Origin of the sequence: Nonomuraea fuscirosea (assembly GCF_003001935.1) — a bacterium.
GTDB classification, from domain to species: Bacteria; Actinomycetota; Actinomycetes; order Streptosporangiales; family Streptosporangiaceae; genus Nonomuraea; species Nonomuraea fuscirosea.
In genome coordinates this window covers 160,241-177,850 of record NZ_PVNG01000020.1, presented here as the reverse complement: position 1 = coordinate 177,850, position 17,610 = coordinate 160,241, and the positions used below count along the sequence as shown (strand labels likewise).

At 71.4% G+C, this 17,610-nt stretch carries 19 protein-coding genes and 1 tRNA gene; 10 read left to right on the top strand and 10 right to left on the bottom strand.

Features of this window, described 5'->3' with window-relative positions; translation table 11 throughout:
• The first annotated feature begins 74 nt into the window (after positions 1-74).
• Positions 75-1,268 (top strand): amino acid deaminase/aldolase, encoded by a 1,194-nt coding sequence (locus tag B0I32_RS39000; protein WP_106248282.1) that lies wholly within the window; start codon positions 75-77, stop codon positions 1,266-1,268.
• Positions 1,269-1,291: 23 nt separating this feature from the next.
• Here B0I32_RS39000 and B0I32_RS38995 read toward each other — a convergent pair whose 3' ends face one another.
• On the bottom strand, positions 1,292-1,627 hold the full coding sequence (locus B0I32_RS38995; RefSeq protein WP_106248281.1) for a DUF3618 domain-containing protein: 336 nt from the start codon (positions 1,625-1,627) through the stop codon (positions 1,292-1,294).
• 147 nt (positions 1,628-1,774) lie between these two features.
• Between B0I32_RS38995 and bcp the strand changes: the two genes are divergently transcribed.
• The 3 genes from bcp (at position 1,775) to B0I32_RS38980 (ending at position 2,905) form a co-directional block, all read left to right on the top strand.
• Entirely contained in the window at positions 1,775-2,248 is a 474-nt protein-coding gene (gene bcp, locus B0I32_RS38990) for a thioredoxin-dependent thiol peroxidase (protein ID WP_106248279.1), read from the top strand.
• A 109-nt stretch (positions 2,249-2,357) separates the two neighbouring features.
• The gene (locus tag B0I32_RS61835; RefSeq protein WP_219912233.1) at positions 2,358-2,879 is read left to right on the top strand and encodes an HNH endonuclease signature motif containing protein; all 522 of its coding nucleotides are present in this window, start codon (positions 2,358-2,360) and stop codon (positions 2,877-2,879) included.
• Positions 2,833-2,905: transfer RNA gene (locus tag B0I32_RS38980), tRNA-Leu, on the top strand. The genes B0I32_RS61835 and B0I32_RS38980 overlap by 47 nt, the downstream gene beginning before the upstream one ends.
• Before the next feature lie 11 nt (positions 2,906-2,916).
• Here the strand turns inward: B0I32_RS38980 and B0I32_RS38975 are convergent.
• Positions 2,917-3,426, bottom strand: coding sequence for a hypothetical protein (locus B0I32_RS38975; protein WP_106248278.1), 510 nt, complete (start codon positions 3,424-3,426; stop codon positions 2,917-2,919).
• Positions 3,427-3,590: 164 nt separating this feature from the next.
• Between B0I32_RS38975 and B0I32_RS38970 the strand changes: the two genes are divergently transcribed.
• The 4 genes from B0I32_RS38970 (at position 3,591) to B0I32_RS38955 (ending at position 8,813) form a co-directional block, all read left to right on the top strand.
• Complete coding sequence (locus tag B0I32_RS38970; protein ID WP_106248277.1) at positions 3,591-4,769, top strand: sensor histidine kinase; 1,179 nt, start codon at positions 3,591-3,593, stop codon at positions 4,767-4,769.
• On the top strand, positions 4,766-5,419 hold the full coding sequence (locus B0I32_RS38965; RefSeq protein WP_219912226.1) for a response regulator transcription factor: 654 nt from the start codon (positions 4,766-4,768) through the stop codon (positions 5,417-5,419). Before B0I32_RS38970 ends, B0I32_RS38965 begins: the two co-directional genes overlap by 4 nt.
• A gap of 109 nt (positions 5,420-5,528) precedes the next feature.
• Positions 5,529-6,281: an ABC transporter ATP-binding protein gene (locus B0I32_RS38960; protein WP_245956300.1), complete on the top strand. Its 753-nt coding sequence runs from the start codon at positions 5,529-5,531 to the stop codon at positions 6,279-6,281.
• A 42-nt stretch (positions 6,282-6,323) separates the two neighbouring features.
• Positions 6,324-8,813, top strand: coding sequence for an ABC transporter permease (locus B0I32_RS38955; protein ID WP_106248274.1), 2,490 nt, complete (start codon positions 6,324-6,326; stop codon positions 8,811-8,813).
• A gap of 119 nt (positions 8,814-8,932) precedes the next feature.
• On the opposite strand, the gene B0I32_RS38950 is transcribed toward B0I32_RS38955, so the two are convergent.
• The 5 genes from B0I32_RS38950 to rph form a co-directional block, all read right to left on the bottom strand.
• A complete protein-coding gene (locus tag B0I32_RS38950; RefSeq protein ID WP_106248272.1) occupies positions 8,933-9,202 on the bottom strand; it encodes a hypothetical protein in 270 nt (89 codons plus the stop codon).
• 35 nt (positions 9,203-9,237) lie between these two features.
• Positions 9,238-10,131 (bottom strand): toxin glutamine deamidase domain-containing protein, encoded by an 894-nt coding sequence (locus B0I32_RS38945; protein WP_106248270.1) that lies wholly within the window; start codon positions 10,129-10,131, stop codon positions 9,238-9,240.
• Between the two features lie 118 nt (positions 10,132-10,249).
• On the bottom strand, positions 10,250-11,932 hold the full coding sequence (locus B0I32_RS38940; RefSeq protein WP_425438132.1) for a molybdopterin-dependent oxidoreductase: 1,683 nt from the start codon (positions 11,930-11,932) through the stop codon (positions 10,250-10,252).
• A gap of 47 nt (positions 11,933-11,979) precedes the next feature.
• Positions 11,980-12,570, bottom strand: coding sequence for an RdgB/HAM1 family non-canonical purine NTP pyrophosphatase (gene rdgB, locus B0I32_RS38935; protein ID WP_106248267.1), 591 nt, complete (start codon positions 12,568-12,570; stop codon positions 11,980-11,982).
• Positions 12,567-13,286, bottom strand: coding sequence for a ribonuclease PH (gene rph / locus B0I32_RS38930; protein WP_106248266.1), 720 nt, complete (start codon positions 13,284-13,286; stop codon positions 12,567-12,569). The genes rdgB and rph overlap by 4 nt, the downstream gene beginning before the upstream one ends.
• Positions 13,287-13,339: 53 nt before the next feature.
• Here rph and B0I32_RS38925 point away from each other — a divergent pair, with 53 nt between their 5' ends.
• Complete coding sequence (locus B0I32_RS38925) at positions 13,340-14,593, top strand: MFS transporter (RefSeq protein WP_106248264.1); 1,254 nt, start codon at positions 13,340-13,342, stop codon at positions 14,591-14,593.
• Positions 14,594-14,672: 79 nt separating this feature from the next.
• Here B0I32_RS38925 and B0I32_RS38920 read toward each other — a convergent pair whose 3' ends face one another.
• From B0I32_RS38920 to B0I32_RS38910, 3 genes are all read right to left on the bottom strand, one after another.
• Positions 14,673-15,425 (bottom strand): MBL fold metallo-hydrolase, encoded by a 753-nt coding sequence (locus B0I32_RS38920; protein WP_106248262.1) that lies wholly within the window; start codon positions 15,423-15,425, stop codon positions 14,673-14,675.
• Positions 15,422-16,246, bottom strand: coding sequence for a glutamate racemase (gene murI / locus B0I32_RS38915; RefSeq protein WP_106248261.1), 825 nt, complete (start codon positions 16,244-16,246; stop codon positions 15,422-15,424). Before murI ends, B0I32_RS38920 begins: the two co-directional genes overlap by 4 nt.
• A 103-nt stretch (positions 16,247-16,349) precedes the next feature.
• Positions 16,350-17,141 carry a thioesterase family protein gene (locus B0I32_RS38910; protein ID WP_106248259.1) on the bottom strand — a complete coding sequence of 264 codons (792 nt, stop codon included), beginning with the start codon at positions 17,139-17,141 and terminating at the stop codon, positions 16,350-16,352.
• Positions 17,142-17,244: 103 nt separating this feature from the next.
• Between B0I32_RS38910 and B0I32_RS38905 the strand changes: the two genes are divergently transcribed.
• The gene (locus B0I32_RS38905) at positions 17,245-17,571 is read left to right on the top strand and encodes a hypothetical protein (protein ID WP_146178480.1); all 327 of its coding nucleotides are present in this window, start codon (positions 17,245-17,247) and stop codon (positions 17,569-17,571) included.
• Positions 17,572-17,610 lie beyond the last annotated feature (39 nt).

Below are 17,610 nucleotides of genomic sequence, written 5' to 3'. Positions count from 1 at the left end.
GATCATTACGGGGACGACGATCAACACGAACAAGCCTCATATTCATTTGCCCGATATGTCGTTACGCTGCTGGTATGGATGACCGCCAGCGCTACGACCGCGCCACAGCGGGCCTGGAAGCGCCGTTCGCGATCCTCGACCTGGCGGCCATGCGAGCCAACGCCGCCGACCTCGTCCGCCGCGCCGCCGGCAAGCCCATCAGGGTCGCCAGCAAATCCATCCGCAGCCGGCCCCTCCTCGAACGCGTCCTGGCCATGGACGGCTTCCAGGGCATCATGGCCTTCACCCTGCCCGAGGCGCTCTGGCTGGCCGGCCACGGCTTCACCGACATCCTCGTCGCCTACCCCACCGCCGACCGGCACGCCCTCGCCACCCTGGCCGCCGACCCGGACACCGCCCGGCGGATCACCGTCACCGTCGACTCGGCCGCCCACCTCGACTTCATCGACGCCGCCGTGGCCCACGTCCACCCGCGCGCCGAGATCAGGACCTGCCTCGACATCGACGCCGCCTACCTCGCCCTCGGCGGCCGGTTCAGGGCCGGCGCGCTGCGCTCCCCCGTCCGCGAGCCCGACCAGGCCGCCGACCTGGCCGCCGGCATCGCCAAACGCCCCGGGTTCCGGCTGGCCGGGGTGATGGCGTACGAGTCACAGATCGCCGGCCTCGGCGACGACCCGCCCGGCAACGCCGCCTACACCCGCCTCATCCGGCTCATGCAGGCCCGCTCCGCCAGAGAGCTCATCCTGCGGCGCGGCCGCGTCGTGAACGCCGTACGCCAGTACACCGACCTCGAATTCGTCAACGGCGGCGGCACCGGCTCCGTGGAGCGCACCGTACGCGAGAAGGCCATCACCGAGGTGGCGGCCGGCTCAGGGCTCTTCCACCCCAGGCTGTTCGACTTCTACCGCCGCTTCACCGGCCGCCCCGCCGCCCTCTTCGCCCTGCCCGTGGTCCGCCGCCCCGACATGGAGACGGTGACCGTGCTCGGCGGCGGCTACCCCGCCTCCGGCTCGGCCGGACCCAGCCGCCTGCCCCAGCCGTACCTGCCCGCCGGACTGCGCTACGCGCCCGACGAGGGCGCGGGCGAGGTGCAGACCCCGCTCATCGGCCAGGCCGCCGCGGAGCTGCGGATCGGGGACCGGGTGTGGTTCAGGCACGCCAAGGCGGGCGAGATGTGCGAACGCTTCGACGCGCTCCACCTCGTCGACGGTGACACCCTGGTCGAAACGGTGCCGACCTACCGGGGCGAGGGCCAGACCTTCCTCTGACCCCCGGCACACACACGCGCCTGTCAGCGGCGATTGCGCCTGCGCCGCCACAGCATGATGGCCGCCCCCACGACCAGCACCGCGCCCACCCCGATCAGCACAGGACCCATGTCGGGCCGCTCGTCCTCCCAGAGCCGATCCGGCTCCTCACCGTCGTACGGCACCGGCCGCGGCGTGACCCCCAGCGCGTCACCCACGGACGCCACGAAGTTCCCCGCCCTGCTCTTGACGTCCGCCACCGTACGCTCGGCGACCCGCTTGGGGCTCACCCGGTCGGCAATGGCGTCGACCGTCTGCGCCAACTCCGCGCGCGTCCGCGCGATCCGCCGCTCCAGCTCGTCGGGATCGGTGTCAGCCATGGCTCTCCTTCCGACCGTACGCGTGCCCGGCGCCGCGTGCCGTGCTGGGCTCCGTCCGTTCTGGTCGTGATCAGTCTGTCAGGTCGGCACGCCGTACGGCACGGCGGCCAGGCCGGTAGGTTGGCGGGGAGAACTCAGGAGGGCCCATTGACCGAAACCAAGCTCGCGCCCGGCGACGCCGCGCCCGAGTTCACGCTACCCACCCATGACGGCGGCACCGTCTCCCTCGAGACCTACCGCGGCAAGCGGGTGATCCTCTATTTCTACCCCGCCGCGATGACCCCCGGCTGCACCAAGCAGGCCTGCGATTTCCGCGACAGCCTCGACCAGCTCACCGCCGAGGGTTTCGTCGTCCTCGGCGTGTCGAAGGACAAGCCGGCCAAGCTGGCCAAGTTCGCCGAGCGCGACGCGCTGACCTTCCCCCTCCTGTCCGACCCCGACCTGACCATCCACCAGGCCTACGGCGCGTACGGCACGAAGAAGCTGTACGGCAAGGAGGTCGTGGGCGTCATCCGCTCGACGTTCGTCATCGACGGGGACGGAAAGGTGGAACAGGCCCTCTACAACGTGAAGGCGACCGGCCACGTGGCCTCACTCAAGAAGAAGCTCGGCCTCCTCTGACCCGAAGGGCCCTCCATTCCCGGAGGGCCCCAAAAGTGACATTCTCCGCATTTCTGCGATGATTTCCCGGCCTCAGAAAAACGTCGGAGCCGTTCTCTAGGCTCGGGCCGTGGCCGCGTACATCAAGTATTCCCGCGAGTTGCTCGCCGAGGCCGCCGAGGCCTCGCTCAGCGTCGCCGACGTGCTCAGGCGCCTCGGGATCAAGTGGACCGGGGGCAGCCACGCGCACATCAGCCGGCGGCTCAAGCACTTCGGCATAGACACTTCTCACTTCGTCGGCCAGGCTCACGGCAAAGGGCGGCGTTCGGCGACCGCGCGTCCCTACCAGGAAGTTCTGGTGGCGCGCCCGCCCGGTTCCATTCGCGAGAAGGCGCCGATTCTCCGCCGCGCTCTGATCGGAGCAGGGGTCCCGTACACGTGCGCAGGCTGTAAGATTGGCGGCACGTGGCAGGGAAGGCCGCTGACGCTCCATGTCGACCACATCAGTGGAGACTGGCTCGACAATCGAATGGAGAATCTCCGCTTCCTGTGCCCGAATTGCCATTCCCAGACCGAGAATTTCGCGGGCAAGGGAAAGGTGAAAAGGGGTCGTAGCCCAATGGCAGAGGCGCAGTCTTTAGGTGGCTGTTAGTGTGGGTTCGAATCCCACCGGCCCTACATTCTCTCTTTCATGACGTCCTGGTGGGGGCCGGGGCGGCGGTTTCGGGGGCTTCGTCGGCGTCCTCGTCGGAGGAGTCGGGGTCGTCGAAGCGGGGTGGTGGGGCGACGCAGAAGAACTCGTCGTCCGAGCGGTAGCAGCCCCCGTCCATGGGTCTCGGCATTCGCAGGCCGTCAGGGGCGCGCCAGCGGTTCTCGTGCTGCAGCCAGACGTCGAACCGGTCGTGGTCGTGGTCGGTGGCCGAGGCGACGGTGAGGCCGCCGAGCAGGCCGCCGGCGAGCAGGCCCCCGATGGCCGCGGCCGTGATCTGGGTTCGCCTGCGGCGGAAGAAGCTCTCCGAGGAGGCGGAGGGCGGTTCTTCCCAGTTTGAGGCGTTCGGCTGGGTGGGTGGGAGGTCGGTGTACGGGCGGTCCGCCTGTTCTCCGTACCTCAGCTGGGCCGGTTCAAGTGGCTCCTGGGTCGGGTCGCGCGGCGCTTCCTCTTCGCCGCGCGACCCGGCGTCTCGATCATGATCCGCCATCACGATCTCCCTTTACTCGCCCACGAAGGGCGCTCCCGATAATGAAGGATGCCAAACTCACCGTAAGCCGCATGTAAGCGCGAAGCCATGTAAGACCTGGGTCGTACTCGCACTTCACCCTCCAGGCGGACCAAGGCCGCGTCGGGGCTACATATCGTGATGATGTGTTCGGGAGCGTACGGGCGTGGTCCAGGCGCCACGAGAAGCTGGCCACCGCCGCCGGCGTGGCCCCTCTGGTGCTGTTGTGCGCCCTGCTGGCGGTGCCGTACGCGGTGAACGGTCCCCCGCCGGGCGCCGCGCAGAACGGTCCCGGCGTGGCCGGTTATCTGGTCCTGTCGGCGGCGCTGCTGGCGCCGCTGGCGTGGCGCAGGCGGCCGCTGGTCTGCTTCGCCGCCGTCGCGCTGATCAGCTTCGGGCAGTGGCTGGCGGGGGTGAGCCCGCTGCCCGCCAACCTGGCGGTGCTGGTGGCGCTCTGGGCGGTGGCCTACCGGTGCTCGTTCCGCTGGGCGCTGGCGGCGGGACTGGTGGCGGAGCTGGGGGTGTTCCTGGCGCTGGTCCACTGGTCGGATCCGTCGTTCGGGATGTTCTTCAGCGGTTCGGTGTTCGTGGTGACGATCTGGCTGACCGGCCTGTACGCCAACACCCGCAGGCGTTACCTGGAGAGCCTGGAGGAGCGGGCGGAGCGGGCCGAGCGCGAGCGCGACCAGCAGGCCAGGATGGCCGCCGCGGCCGAGCGGGCCAGGATCGCCAGGGAGCTGCACGACGTCGTGGCCCACAACGTGAGCGTGATCGTGGTGCAGGCCGACGGCGCGGGTTTCGCCATGGACCGCGACCTCGAACAGGCCCGGCTGGCGGTGAAGACCATCTCCAAGACGGGTCGCGCGGCTCTGGCCGAGATGCGCAGGCTGGTGGGGGTGCTGCGGGAGAACGAGGCCGCGGGCACCGACTACACCCCGCAGCCGGGCCTGGGCCAGCTGGAGGAGCTGGTACGCGGCGCGGGTGTGCCTGCCCGGCTGAGCGTCGGCGGGGTGCCGGCCGAGTTGCCCGAGGGCCAGCAGCTGGCGGTCTACCGCATCGTCCAGGAGGCCCTGACGAACGCGCTCAAGCACGGCGGCCCCGGCGTCCGGGCCAGCGTGGAGATCGACTACGGCGGCCCCGAGCTGGTCGTGCGGGTGGTGGACGACGGCCGGGGCGCGGCGGCTCCCGCGAGCTCCGACGGGCACGGCCTGATCGGGATGCGCGAGCGGGCCGGCATGTACGGCGGCGCCGTGTCGGCGGGCCCCCGGCCGGGTGGCGGGTTCGAGGTGCTGGCCAGGTTGCCGATGACGAAGGAGGCGGCGTGATCAGGGTGATGCTGGTGGACGACCAGGAGCTGCTGCGAGCCGGCTTCCGGATGGTGCTGGGCGCGCAGCCGGACATCGAGGTGGTGGCGGAGGCCGCCGACGGCGCCACGGCACTGGAGGTCCTGCGCGGCACCGAGGTGGACGTGGTGCTCATGGACGTGCGCATGCCGTCCATGGACGGGCTGGAGGCGACCAGGCTGATCGACGGGCCCAAGGTGCTCATCCTGACCACGTTCGACCTGGACGAGTACGCCTTCGCGGCGGTCAAGGCGGGCGCGGCCGGTTTCCTGCTGAAGGACGTGCCGCCGGACGACCTGGTCAGCGCGATCAGGACGGTGCACGCGGGCGAGTCGGTGGTCTCGCCCAGCACGCTGCGGCGGCTGCTCGACCGTTTCGCCGCGCAGCTGCCCGCCGAGGATCCGGTGGTGCCGGCGGCCGAGCTGACGCCGCGCGAGCGTGAGGTGCTGCTGATGGTGGCGCGTGGCCTGTCCAACATGGAGATCGCGGGCCGGCTTGAGGTGGCGGAGGCGACGGTGAAGACGCATCTGGGGCGGGTGCTGGCCAAGCTGGGGCTGCGGGACCGGGCTCAGGTGGTGGTGTACGCGTACGAGGCGGGTCTGATCGTGCCCTCCCCTCGGCCGAAAGTCTGACCCCGGGTCATCTGCCGGCGCAGGTGAAGTCCCTCCTCAGGGCCCATATATCGGGAGATTTCCACTCCTAGCGTGGGGCGCGTTGCAATTTCGCGAACGAGGAGTGAACGTGACGCTCACCGAGACCCGGCGTCAGGCCCCGCCCGCCGTCGTGGCCACCGATCTGTCCAAGGTGTACGGCTCCGGCGACGCCCGGGTGCACGCCCTGCGCGGCGTGGACGTGTCCTTCGCCACGGGGGCGTTCACCGCCATCATGGGGCCGTCGGGCTCGGGCAAGTCGACGCTCATGCACTGCCTGGCCGGCCTCGACGCCGCCACGTCCGGCACCGTGCACATCGGCGACGTGGAGCTCACGGGGCTGACCGACCGGCAGCTCACGATGCTGCGCCGGGAGCGGATCGGCTTCGTCTTCCAGGCGTTCAACCTGCTGCCCACGCTGACGGCCGAGCAGAACATCCGGCTGCCGCTGGACATCGCCGCCCGCCTGGCCGACCAGGCGCTGTTCGACCGGGTCATCGAGACCGTCGGGCTGAAGGACCGGCTCGGGCACCGGCCGGGCGAGCTGTCCGGCGGCCAGCAGCAGCGGGTGGCGGTGGCCAGGGCGCTGATCAGCAAGCCCGCGGTGATCTTCGCCGACGAGCCGACCGGGAACCTGGACTCGCGCAGCGGCGCCGAGGTCCTGTCGTTCCTGCGCACGTCCGTGCGCGAGCTGGGCCAGACCATCGTCATGGTCACGCACGACCCGGTGGCGGCCGCGTACGCCGACCGGGTGGTGTTCCTGCGGGACGGCGAGCTCGTCACCGAGGTCAACGCGCCGACGCCGCAGTCCGTCCTGGACACCCTCGTCCGGCTGGAGGCATGAGATGCACCGCGTCGGAGACCCTCGTCCGGCCGGAGGTGTGCGGTGCTGAGGGCCGCGCTGGCCGGGCTGCGCGCGCACCGGCTCAGGCTGCTGCTCACGTCCCTGGCGATCATGCTAGGGGTGGGCTTCATCGCGGGCACGTTCGTGCTGAACGACACCGCCCAGGCCGGCTTCGCGCAGCAGGTGACGGCGGACGCGGACAAGGTGGACGTGGCCGTGCTGCCCGGATCGGCGGGCGGCAGGCTGCCGGAGAAGGTGCTGGAGCGGATCCGGGCGCTGCCCGGCGTGACCCGGGCCGAGGGCCTGATCCGCGGCGGCGCGCCCGTGCTCGGTAAGGACGGCAAGACGGTGGGCGACGTCCCCACCACCGCCCTGTCGATCGTCACAGGCCCGCTCGACCGCACGAACGTCGTCGCCGGCACCGGCCCGGGCACCGACGACCAGGCCGCCGTGCTGGACGAGAACACCGCCGCGGCCCAGGGCTTCCGTCTCGGCGACACGATCACGGTGCTGGACCGCAAGGAGACCGCGCATCAGTTCAGGCTGGTCGGCCTGATCGACACCGGCGTGGACCAGACGCTCGGTTACACCGGCGCGGTCGGCTTCACCACGGACGTGGCCCGGCGCATGACCGGCGCGAAGGGGTACGCCGAGATCGACGTCGCGGGCGGCGGGCCGGGGCTGAAGGCGGCGGTGGCGGCGGCCGCCGGCGGCGCGTACCAGGTCAGGACGGGCGCGGAGCTGGCCGGCGACCTGGCCAGGGCGGCCGGGACGGAGATCGGCATGCTGACGACGGGGCTGCTGCTGTTCGGCGTCGTGGCGATGCTGGTGGCCGCGCTGGTCATCTACAACACCTTCGCCATCCTCGTCGCCCAGCGGACGCGGGAGATGGCGCTGCTGCGCTGCGTCGGGGCCACGCGGGGGCAGGTGTTCGGCTCGATCGTGCTGGAGTCGGCCGTCGTGGGCGCGCTGGCCTCGGCGCTGGGCCTGCTCATCGGGTACGGCCTGGCCGCGGCCACCCTGGCCGTGCTGCGCGCGTTCGACTCCCCGCTGCCCACGAACGCGGACATCGCGCTCACGCCGGCCACGATCGCGAGCGGCCTGGCCGTCGGCCTGCTGGTCACGGTCGGCGCGGCGCTGCTGCCGGCCAGATCGGCCACGCGGGTGCCGCCGATCGCCGCCCTGCACGGTCAGAGCGAGGAGCCGGCGTTCCGCGCCGGTCCGGCACGCGGCGTCCTCGCCGCTGTCCTGCTGCTGGCGGGGCTCGGCACGACCGCGGCGGGCGCGTTCGTCCTCGTGCCGGGGCAGCAGGTCTCGATGCTCGTCGTCATGGCCGGGGGCGCGCTGACGTTCCTGGGGGTGCTCGTGCTGGGCCCGGTGCTGGTCAGGCCGCTGAGCGCGCTGGTGGGCTGGATCCCGCGCCGGCTGTTCGGGGTGCCGGGCCGGCTGGCGGTGGACAACTCGGGCCGCAACCCGAAGCGGGCCGCGACCACCACGGTGGCGCTCACCATCGGGGTGACGCTGATGACGCTGATCTCGGTCGTGACCGCCTCCACCCGGCTGACGATGACGGCCAAGCTGGACGAGCAGTTCCCGATCGACTATCTGCTGGCCAGCCAGCAGCGCGACGCCGTCATCCCGCGCTCGGTGGCGGAGGGGCTGCGCGGCCGGCCGGAGCTGGCGTCCGTGACGCAGATCCGCCAGGCCGACGCGACGGTGGCGGGCCGGAGCATGACCGTCGGCACCTTCAGCGGGCCCGTCGAGCCGTACGTCGTCTCCGGCTCCATGAGCGGTTTCGGCGCGGGCCGGGCCGCGCTGGAGGACTCCTCGGCCGCCCGGCTCGGCGTCGGGGTGGGCGACACGGTGGCGCTGCGGACCGAGCGGGCCGGGACGGTGTCGCTGGAGGTGGTCGCGCTGCTCGACGGCGACCAGTCGTCGCTGCCGCCGGTCACGGTCGCGGAGCGCTCCTTCGACGCCTACTTCGGCGCGGTGCCCGACTCGCTGGTGATGATCGGCATCGGGGACGGGGTGGCGGCCGAGCGGGCCCGCGCGGTGGTGGACGCCGCCGTCGCCGCCTATCCGACCGTGCGGGTGAGCAGTTCGACGGAGGTACGCGGGCAGTTCGACGAGGCCCTCGACATGCTGCTCATGATCATCACGGGGCTGCTCGGGCTGGCGGTGCTGATCTCGCTGCTGGGGATCGCGAACACGCTCTCGCTGTCGGTCCACGAGCGGACCAGGGAGTCGGCCATGCTGCGGGCCCTGGGGCTGACCCGGCCGCAGCTGCGCCGCATGTTGTCCATCGAGGCGCTGGTGCTCGGGCTGGTAGGGGCGCTGGTGGGCGTCGTGCTCGGCGTCGTCTTCGGCTGGGCGGCGATGCGGGCGATGTTGGACGGGGCCCGGCTGGCGGTGCCCGTGACGTCGATCGTGCTGCTCGTGGCGCTGTCGGGGGTGGCGGGCGTGCTGGCGGCGGTGCTTCCGGCCCGGCGCGCGGCGCGGGCGTCGATCGTCGCGTCCCTCGCGGCGGGGTGAGACGGACGAAAGCCCCGTAGTCGAATAAAGCAGAAATATCCGGATAGAAGGCACAGGGAGGTCGGGCGTCTCATGGGGGCGGCGCCCGGCCTCGATCTCACCCTGACCTACGATGGGAGTCAGCGTGGGGTGCGGCCCGGCCAGAGTTCGGCCACGGTCTCCGGGTCGAGCAGCGGCCTGGCCACCACCTCGCCCGTCGCCCGGTCGATGACCACGCATCCGCCCCCGGCCGTCTCGGGCAGCCTGGCGGGATCGTCGGGCTCCAGGTCACGGATCCAGGCCACGTAACCGCCGTCGAACGCGTACACGCCGACCGGCAGGGGCTCCTCCCGCACGCGGGCCCCGTTGAAGTACTCCTCGGCCAGCGCCCTGGCCTCCTCCATGGTCATCGCGCCTCCCCCGTCGTCATCGCGCCATCCCGTGGTCATCGCGGCCGGCCCGCGCGGTCGAGGATCACGCAGAACACCCCGGTCACGGTCCGGTACGGCGGCTCGACCGACATGTGACCCCGCTGAGCGTCGATCCAGATCACCTCTCCGTCGAAGTTGACCGCGTTCCAGGCGTGCGAGCCGCCCCCGGGCCAGCGCACCACGATGACCGCGGCGGCTCCGTGGCCCGCGTCCAGCAGACGTCGTTCGATCATCGGGTACGCGTGCCGCCCCTGGCCCGCGTACTGCAGCCGCTGGCCGGCCCAGCGCTCGATCCTGGCCACGCTGCCCCGCTCCCCGGTGAGCGCGGGCCGCCCGATCCGGTCGTACTCGGGCAGCCTCGGCGCGGCCGTCGCGGGCTCGCCGTGCCAGGTGGACAGCACGGCCAGCGCGCAGTCGGCGGCGTTGGAGGCGCGGAACGGGTCGTCGGCGGGCCCGGAGCCGTTGATCAGCCGCACCCAGGTGCCGCGCGGGTCGGGGAAGCGGGCTCCCGGCCGCAGCGCGTCGGCCAGGTCCCGTTCCACCTGCGGGTCGGGCTCGGCGAGCCCTCCCGGCACCCCGTACGGGCGGCTGCGGGCCAGGCTGGGCGGGCGGTGCGGCAGGTCGAACCAGTCGTATTCGGGCGGCTCCAGGACGGACAGGGCCTCGCCGCCCTCGGAGCGGCACTCGTGCGGCCCGGGAACGCGCTCATGGGACCCATGGCGACGCTCATAGGGCCCGATCTCGGGCCCGGCGTCGGGTTGGTGGTCGTCGGATGCGGGATGGCGTTCGTCGGGGGCGGGCTCGGCGGCCCGCTCGTAGTCGAGCCACCGCACCCCGTCCGCCACCATCGGGTTGTAGGCCACCCCCGGAAGGGCGCGCGGGACACTCGGCTTGCGCTCGCGGAACACGGCCTGCCTCCTGTCATGCTCGACGAACGATCGTAGAGGCGACACGGAGGCGAGGAGGCGGAGTCGGCGAAATCCTCCGCCCCGATCATCCCGCTTACCTGGGCAAACGCCGCAAACCTCAGCGCACCTGGACGGTGACGGTGTGCCAGCCGGTCGCCCCGTCGGGTGCGGGCGGCGCCGGCCGGTCGGTCTGCGTACGCCCGTGGGCGTCGGTCGCCCGCACCTCGAGCGTGTGCTCCCCCGTCGTCGCGTCCCAGTCGATCGACCACTGCCGCCACGTGTCGGGCCCCGGCACGGCGGCCAGCTTCGCCTGCCGCCACTCCCCCCGGTCCACCCGCACCTCGACGGCGTCCACGCCGGTGTGCTGCGCCCAGGCCACGCCGGCGATCGTGGTGCGGCCGGCCTGCAGCGAGTCGCCGTAGCCCGGCACGTCGATGCGCGACTGCGTCTTGATGGGGCCCTTCTCGGACCAGCCTCTGGGCGTCCAGTACGCCTCGTCGGCGTCGAACCTGGTCACCTTGATGTCCACCACCCACTTGGTGGCCGAGACGTATCCGTACAGACCGGGCACCACCTGACGCACGGGGAAGCCGTGGTCCACCGGCAGCACCTCGCCGTTCATCGCGACCGCGAACAGCGCGTCGCGGCCGTCCATCACCACGTCGGCCGGGGTGCCGCAGGTGAAGCCGTCGGCCGAGGTGGACAACAGCATGTCGGCGTTCGAGCGCAGCCCCGCCTGGCGCAGCACGTCGGCCATGCGCACGCCCAGCCAGCGGGCGTTGCCCGCGTAGGGGCCGCCGACCTCGTTGGAGACGCAGGTCAGCGTGACGTCGGCCTCGGTGAGAGGCATCTTCAGCAGGTCGGCGTAAGTGAGCTCGACCGGGCGGTCCACCAGCCCGTGGATGCGCAGGCTCCAGTCGTTCGGATCGACCTGAGGGACGACGAGGGCGGTGTCGACGCGGTAGAAGTCACTGTTGGGCGTGACGAACGGCGACAGGCCCCGGATGCCGAGGTCCGTGCCCGCGGGCAGCGGCTTGGCGGGGGTGGCCGGCTTGGGCAGCGCCACGCCCACCCGGGCGGCGTCCACGGCCTGACGCCCGCCGAACTGCCGGCCGAGCAGGGCCGCCGCGCCGGCGACCGCCACTCCTCCCACGGCCCCGGTGATGAGCCGCCGCCGATCGAACGCACGCAGCCCGTCACCCGCCCGCATCACGGCGGGCCGCTCCACCACCGGCTCGTCCTCCGGCCGGCCGTCAGCCGCCGCGGGCCCGGCCACCGGAGCTCCCACCGTGGCGGCGGGGGCCGGAAGCGTGGCGGCCGGGGCGAAGGCGGTGTCCGGAACGTTCGCCGGGATCGGGCCGCCGGACGCGCGGCGTACCAGCCAGGACAACGCCCAGCAGCCGACGGCCACGCCGATCACGGTCGGAACGGCGTCGAGGGGCCCGGCGTCCGGCCGGGTCAGCACCGCGAGGAGCCCGACCACCCCGAACGCGGCCAGCCCCGCGAAGCCGTAGGCGAGCCGGCGGCGGGCCAGCACTCCGATGAGCGCGGCCACGGCGGCGAGCACGACCAGCACCCCGCCGATGAGCACGGCCTTGTCGTTCTCGCCGAACGTCCTGATCGCGAAGTCCTTGAGGGGGGCGGGCGTCAGGTCGACGGCCGCGTCGCCGACGGCCACGACGGGAAACGTCGCAGGCCCGACGAGCCCGGCCGCGAGCTGCGCGATCCCGAGGGCCACGCCTCCGGACACCAGTCCCGCGAGGGCTCCCGCCCAGGCCGGCACCATTACATTCCTCTGCACACTTCCGAAGGTACGTCTCCTGCGGCGACGGACTTCTTACGCGATGGTTACGAGCCGAGCACCTCGCGCACGATCGGCGCCAGCCCGCGGAAGGCCCGGCCCCGATGACTGATCGCGTCCTTCTCCTCCGGCGGCATCTCGGCCGTCGTGCGCTCGTCGCCGTCGGGCACGAAGATCGGGTCGTAGCCGAACCCGTTGGACCCTCGCGGCGTCGTGACGAGGCGGCCCGGCAGCGTGCCCTCCACCACCCGGTGCTCGCCCGACGGCAGCGCGAGCGCGGCGGCGCAGGCGAAGTGGGCGCTCAGCTTGCCGGCCGGCACGTCGGAGATCTGGGCCAGCAGCAGGTCGAGGTTGGCGCGGTCGTCGCCGTGGCTGCCGGCCCAGCGGGCGGAGAAGACGCCCGGCATGCCGTTGAGCACGTCGACGCAGAGCCCCGAGTCGTCGGCCACCGCGGGCAGGCCGGACCCCTTGGCCACGGCGTGCGCCTTGAGCAGGGCGTTCTCCTCGAACGTGACCCCGGTCTCGGCGACCTCGCCGATCGCGGGGAACTCCTCCAGCCCGACGACGTCGAACCCGGACAGGATGCGCCGCAGCTCCGCGATCTTGCCCGCGTTACGGGTGGCCAGCACGATCCTCATGACCCCAGGGCCTCCTGCTGGATCAGGGTCAGCTCCTCGCAGCCGGCCACGGCCAGGTCGAGGAGCCGGTCGAGGGCCGCGCGGTCGAAGGGCGCGCCCTCGGCGGTGCCCTGCACCTCGACGAAGCTGCCTTCGCCGGTCATCACCACGTTCATGTCGGTCTCGGCCGCGACGTCCTCGGTGTAGCAGAGGTCGAGCATCGGCACCGTGCCGACCACGCCGACGGACACGGCCGCGACCGAGCCGATGAGCGGCTCTCCCGGGCACATGCGGCGCTCGCGCATCCAGGCGACCGCGTCGGCGAGCGCGACGTAGGCGCCGGTGATCGCCGCCGTCCGCGTGCCGCCGTCGGCCTGAAGGACGTCGCAGTCGAGCAGAATGGAGTTTTCTCCCAACGCCTTGTAATCGACGCAGGCGCGCAGCGAACGCCCGATCAACCGGGAAATCTCGTGGGTCCGGCCGCCGATTTTGCCGCGGACCGATTCACGATCGTTACGAGTATTGGTCGCTCGCGGCAACATCGCGTATTCGGCCGTAACCCACCCCTGGCCACTGCCTCTGCGCCAGCGCGGCACGCTGTCCTGGACCGACGCCGCGCACAACACCCGGGTGCCGCCGAATTCGACCAGCACCGAACCTTCGGCGTGGGTCAGCCATTGCCTGGTGATGGTAATGGGGCGGAGCTGGTCAGGGTTGCGGCCATCCTGTCTGGACATGCAGATCACCCTATCTCCGCGGCACGACACCCTTGACCAAATGTGTCGGTCACATGGATCCTTACGCAATGACAACGGGGGTGTTGCGAAACCCTGACTTCCTCCGATTCCTCAGTTCGCACGTCGCGAACGAACTCGGAGCGAATATTTCCCGCGTGGCACTTCCGCTGGTGGCCGTGCTGGCTCTGCATGCCGGTCCCGCGGAGGTGGGGGTGCTGTCGTCGTTACAGACGGCGGCGTTCCTTCTGCTCGGGCTGCCCGCGGGCGTGTGGGTCGGGCGGATGCGCAAACGCCGGGTGATGATGGTGTCGGACCTGGCGAAGTTCGTGCTGCTCGGCAGCATTCCGGTGGCGTCGGCGCTGGGGCTGCTGACGATCGAGATGATGTTCGTGGTCGCGCTGCTGGCGGGCGTGGCCCAGGTGTTCAACGACGTGGCCGACCAGACGTACCTGCCCGATCTGATCAGCGCCGCGCAGCTGACCGACGGCAACGCCAAGCTGGAGGTGGTCCGCGCGGGGGCGTTCCTGGCCGGGCCCGGCGTGGGGGGCACGCTGGTGCAGCTGCTGAGCGCTCCGCGCACGATGCTGGCCACCGCGCTCGGCGCGCTCGCCTCGGTGCTGCTGCTGTCCACGATCAGGGCGCCGGACAAGCCGCCCGCCGACGTCGAGCGCACGCCGCTGCTGCGGGGCATCGGCGAGGGGCTCGCGTACGTGTGGCGCAACCGCCTCTTACGGGCGTTCGTGGCCTCGTCGGCGATCGGCAACATGTGCGTGAGCGGCGTGCTCGCCCTGTCGGTGCTGTTCCTGGCCGAGACCGTCCAGCTGAGCCCCGGCGCCGTCGGGGCGCTGCTCATGTCCGGTGGCATCGGCGGCCTGCTGGGCGGCCTGACCAGCAACTGGGTGGCGCAGCGGGTAGGCAGCGCCAGGATGACCTGGCTGGCCGTCACCGTCGGCGCGCCGTTCGGCCTGCTCCTGCCGATGACGCAGGCCGACTGGCGGGTGGTGTTCTTCGCGCTCACCTCGATCATGATCTCTTGGAGCGCGACACTGATGAACGTCGGCCAGATCACCTACCGCCAGCTGGTCACCCCCGAACAGCTGCTCGGCCGGGTCAACGCCTCGGTGCGGTTCATGACCTGGGGCATCATGCCGCTGGGCGCGCTGATGGGCGGGCTGGTCGCGCAGCAGGTGGGGGTGCGGCAGACCCTGTGGGTGCTCATGGCCGGGCGGCTGCTGGCGTTCGTGCCGCTGCTGTTCTCGCCGCTGCCGCGGATGCGCGAGTTCTCCGAGGCCCGGGCCAGATCCTGAACGGCCGCTCCGTGACCGGCCTCGGCTTCGCCGCGGCTCGGCTCGGGGGCTTCACGACTCGGCTCGGGGGCTTCGCGGCTCAGCTCAGGTCGTAGACGACCCCGCTGCGGGCCAGCTCGACCGGGCCGCCGTAGCCGCCGCCGCACGCCTCCTCCAGGACGGTGGCCTGGTCGTTCCAGGGGACGAGGTGGGTCAGCACCAGCTGGCCGACGTCGGCCTTGGCGGCGTGCTCGGCCGCCTGGCGGCCGGTCAGGTGCAGGCCGGTGGGCAGGTCGGGGCCCTCCACGAACGACGCCTCGCACAGCAGCAGGTCGGCGCCGGCCGCCAGCTTGACCAGCTCGTCGGTCTCGCCCGTGTCGCCGGAGTAGGCGACGCTCGTGGTGCCGTTGGCGACGCGGAAGCCGTAGGCCTCGACGGGGTGGTTGACCAGGCCGGCGGTGAGGGTGAACGGCCCGATCTCGAACGCGCCGGGCGTCAGCGTCCGGAACTCGAAGGCGGTCTCCAGGCCGGGCTCGTCCGGCATGCCGTACGCCGCCCCGAGCCGCCGGGGCGCGTCGGCGGGCGCGTAGACGGGGATGAGGGGATAGGGCGCTCCCGGCCCGTAGGTGCGGGCCACGTGATAGCCGCAGATGTCGAGGCAGTGGTCGGCGTGCAGGTGGGACAGGCAGATCGCGTCCACGTCGTAGATGCCGACGTGCCGTTGCAACGCGCCCAGCGACCCGCTGCCGAGGTCGAGCAGCATCCTGAACCCGTCCGTTTCGAGGAGGTAGCAGGACGCTGGGCTGTCGGGGCCGGGGTAGCTCCCGGAACAACCGACGATGGTCACCTTCATGTGGGCCTCCCGTTATAGGTAGTACCCCCCACTGGTGCGACTTCGACCACGTCGATCTCCGGGCCCAGGAACCGTCGCCCGAGCCGGGCGAAGAGCAGGGAGTCGCCGGTGGCGCGGAAGCGGTGCCGGGGGGTGGCTCCGCCGCTGGCCGCCAGGTCGCGGTCGTGCAGGATGCGGTAGACGTCCTTGGCCGTCTCGTCGGCGCTGGAGATCAGCGTGACCCCGTCACCGGCGACGTACGAGATCGCGCCGGTGAGCAGCGGGTAGTGGGTGCAGCCGAGGATGATCGTGTCGCATCCCGCGGCCCTGACGGGCTCGAGATACTCGCGGACGACCTCGATGAGCTCGTCGCTCATCGTCTCTCCCCGCTCGACGTACTCCACCAGGCGTGGGGCGGCCACGCCGGTGAGCTGTACGTCGGGCGCCGCGGTGAAGGCGTCGTGATAGGCCATCGAGGCGATGGTGGCCCTGGTGGCGATCACGCCGACCTTGCCGTTGCGGGTGGCTCGCACCGCGCGCCGGGTGGCCGGCATGATCACCTCGACGACGGGCATGTCGTAGCGCTCGCGCGCGTCGCGCAGCACGGCGGCACTGGCGCTGTTGCACGCGATCACGAGCATCTTGACGTTCTGCTCGACCAGGTGGTCCATGACCTCCAGTGCGTACGCGCGAAGCTCGGCGATCGGCTTCGGCCCGTACGGCTGGCGAGCCGTGTCGGCCACGTAGGTGATGGACTCGTGAGGCAACTGGTCGATGATCGCCCGGGCGACCGTCAAGCCGCCGACCCCGCTGTCGAAGATCCCAATACTCGCGTCCGGCACGCATAAGAGGGTAGGCGACCTGCACGATCAACACTGCGTAAGAATGCTCACAGGTACGAGCCGTGAGCCTGACGCGGTGTTGTCTTGGTCACATCATGGCCGGTCAGCCCCTGCCCACCCGGGCCAGCTGGCGGGCTTGCGCGACGAGGCGGCCGGTGGAGTCGCGCACCTCGACCTCCTCGTCGAACCAGCCGTCGGAGACCAGCCGGCCGCTGCCGAGCAGGGTGAGCCAGCCGGGTGCGGGCAGGGCGCGCAGGTGCCAGGTGAGGTCCACGGTGGGCGCCCAGCCGCGCGCGCCGGCGGAGAAGACGACAGGTGGGAGCGCGTCGACGGCCAGGGCCAGCACGTACGGGTCGGGGTCCTGGGGCTCGGTCATCCTGAAGTAGGCCCGCGACTCCGGCCGGCCGGAGGGCTCGCCCTTGAGCCAGCCGATCGTGGGCGGGTCGAAGCGCAGCTCCATCTGGGCGTTCAACGTCATCCCCGACTCGGGCTTGGGGTCGGGCAGTTTGGCGCACTCGTCAATGTGAGGCATCTCATAAGTTGCTCTATCGCTATAAATCGGCTCGACGTCGTTCAGCGTGGCCGTGGTGATCAACCCCTCGATCTGCGCGACGCCGTCCTGCACGAGGGTCGCCCGGGCGAACGCGACCGTCCGGCCCGCCTTGAGCGGCTCGATCCTGACCTGCGCCGGGCCCGCGACCGGCGCCTTGAGGAACTGCGCCGTGGTGCTCACCGGATGCTCGAACGGCGAGGCGTCCACCGCCGCGCGCAGGATCACGGCCATCAGGTAACCGCCGTTGAGCGGGCCGCCGATCGCGTACCCGGGGTCGAGGCACACGTCGTAGGTGTTCTCGTCGGCCCTGATCGCCTGTGTGGCCTCGTCGAACTTGGTCATTCCCGCCCGCCTCCAGTCTGGAACCATGTTCTAGAGACTCTAGAGCATTCGCCCATCAGCGCGCCTACCTGCGAAAACATGATTCGGCTGACAACGTTTGATCATGGCAAGTGTCACCGAACTCCTGGGTCAGTCCGTTTGGGACTCCAACGGGGTGTGGGTCGGATTCGTGGTGGACATCCGGGTCGTCAGGCACAGGGGCGAGCTCCAGCAGAGCCACACCGTCTACGGGCTGGTCGTCTCCATGCGGCGGGCGCCGCTGCTGCTCGGCCTCACCCGCGATCGCCAGGGCCGATCGGCCTGGTTCTCCCGGACGCTGGCCCGCATCGTGTACGCGGGATGCACGTTCGTCCCGTGGGAGAACGTCCTGGATTACGGGGGCGGGGAGGTCCACATCGACGTGCTGAGGAAAGAACTCAACCGGGTCTAATTTCGACTTCAGCACATTGCAAGCGCCCGTCTAGCAACA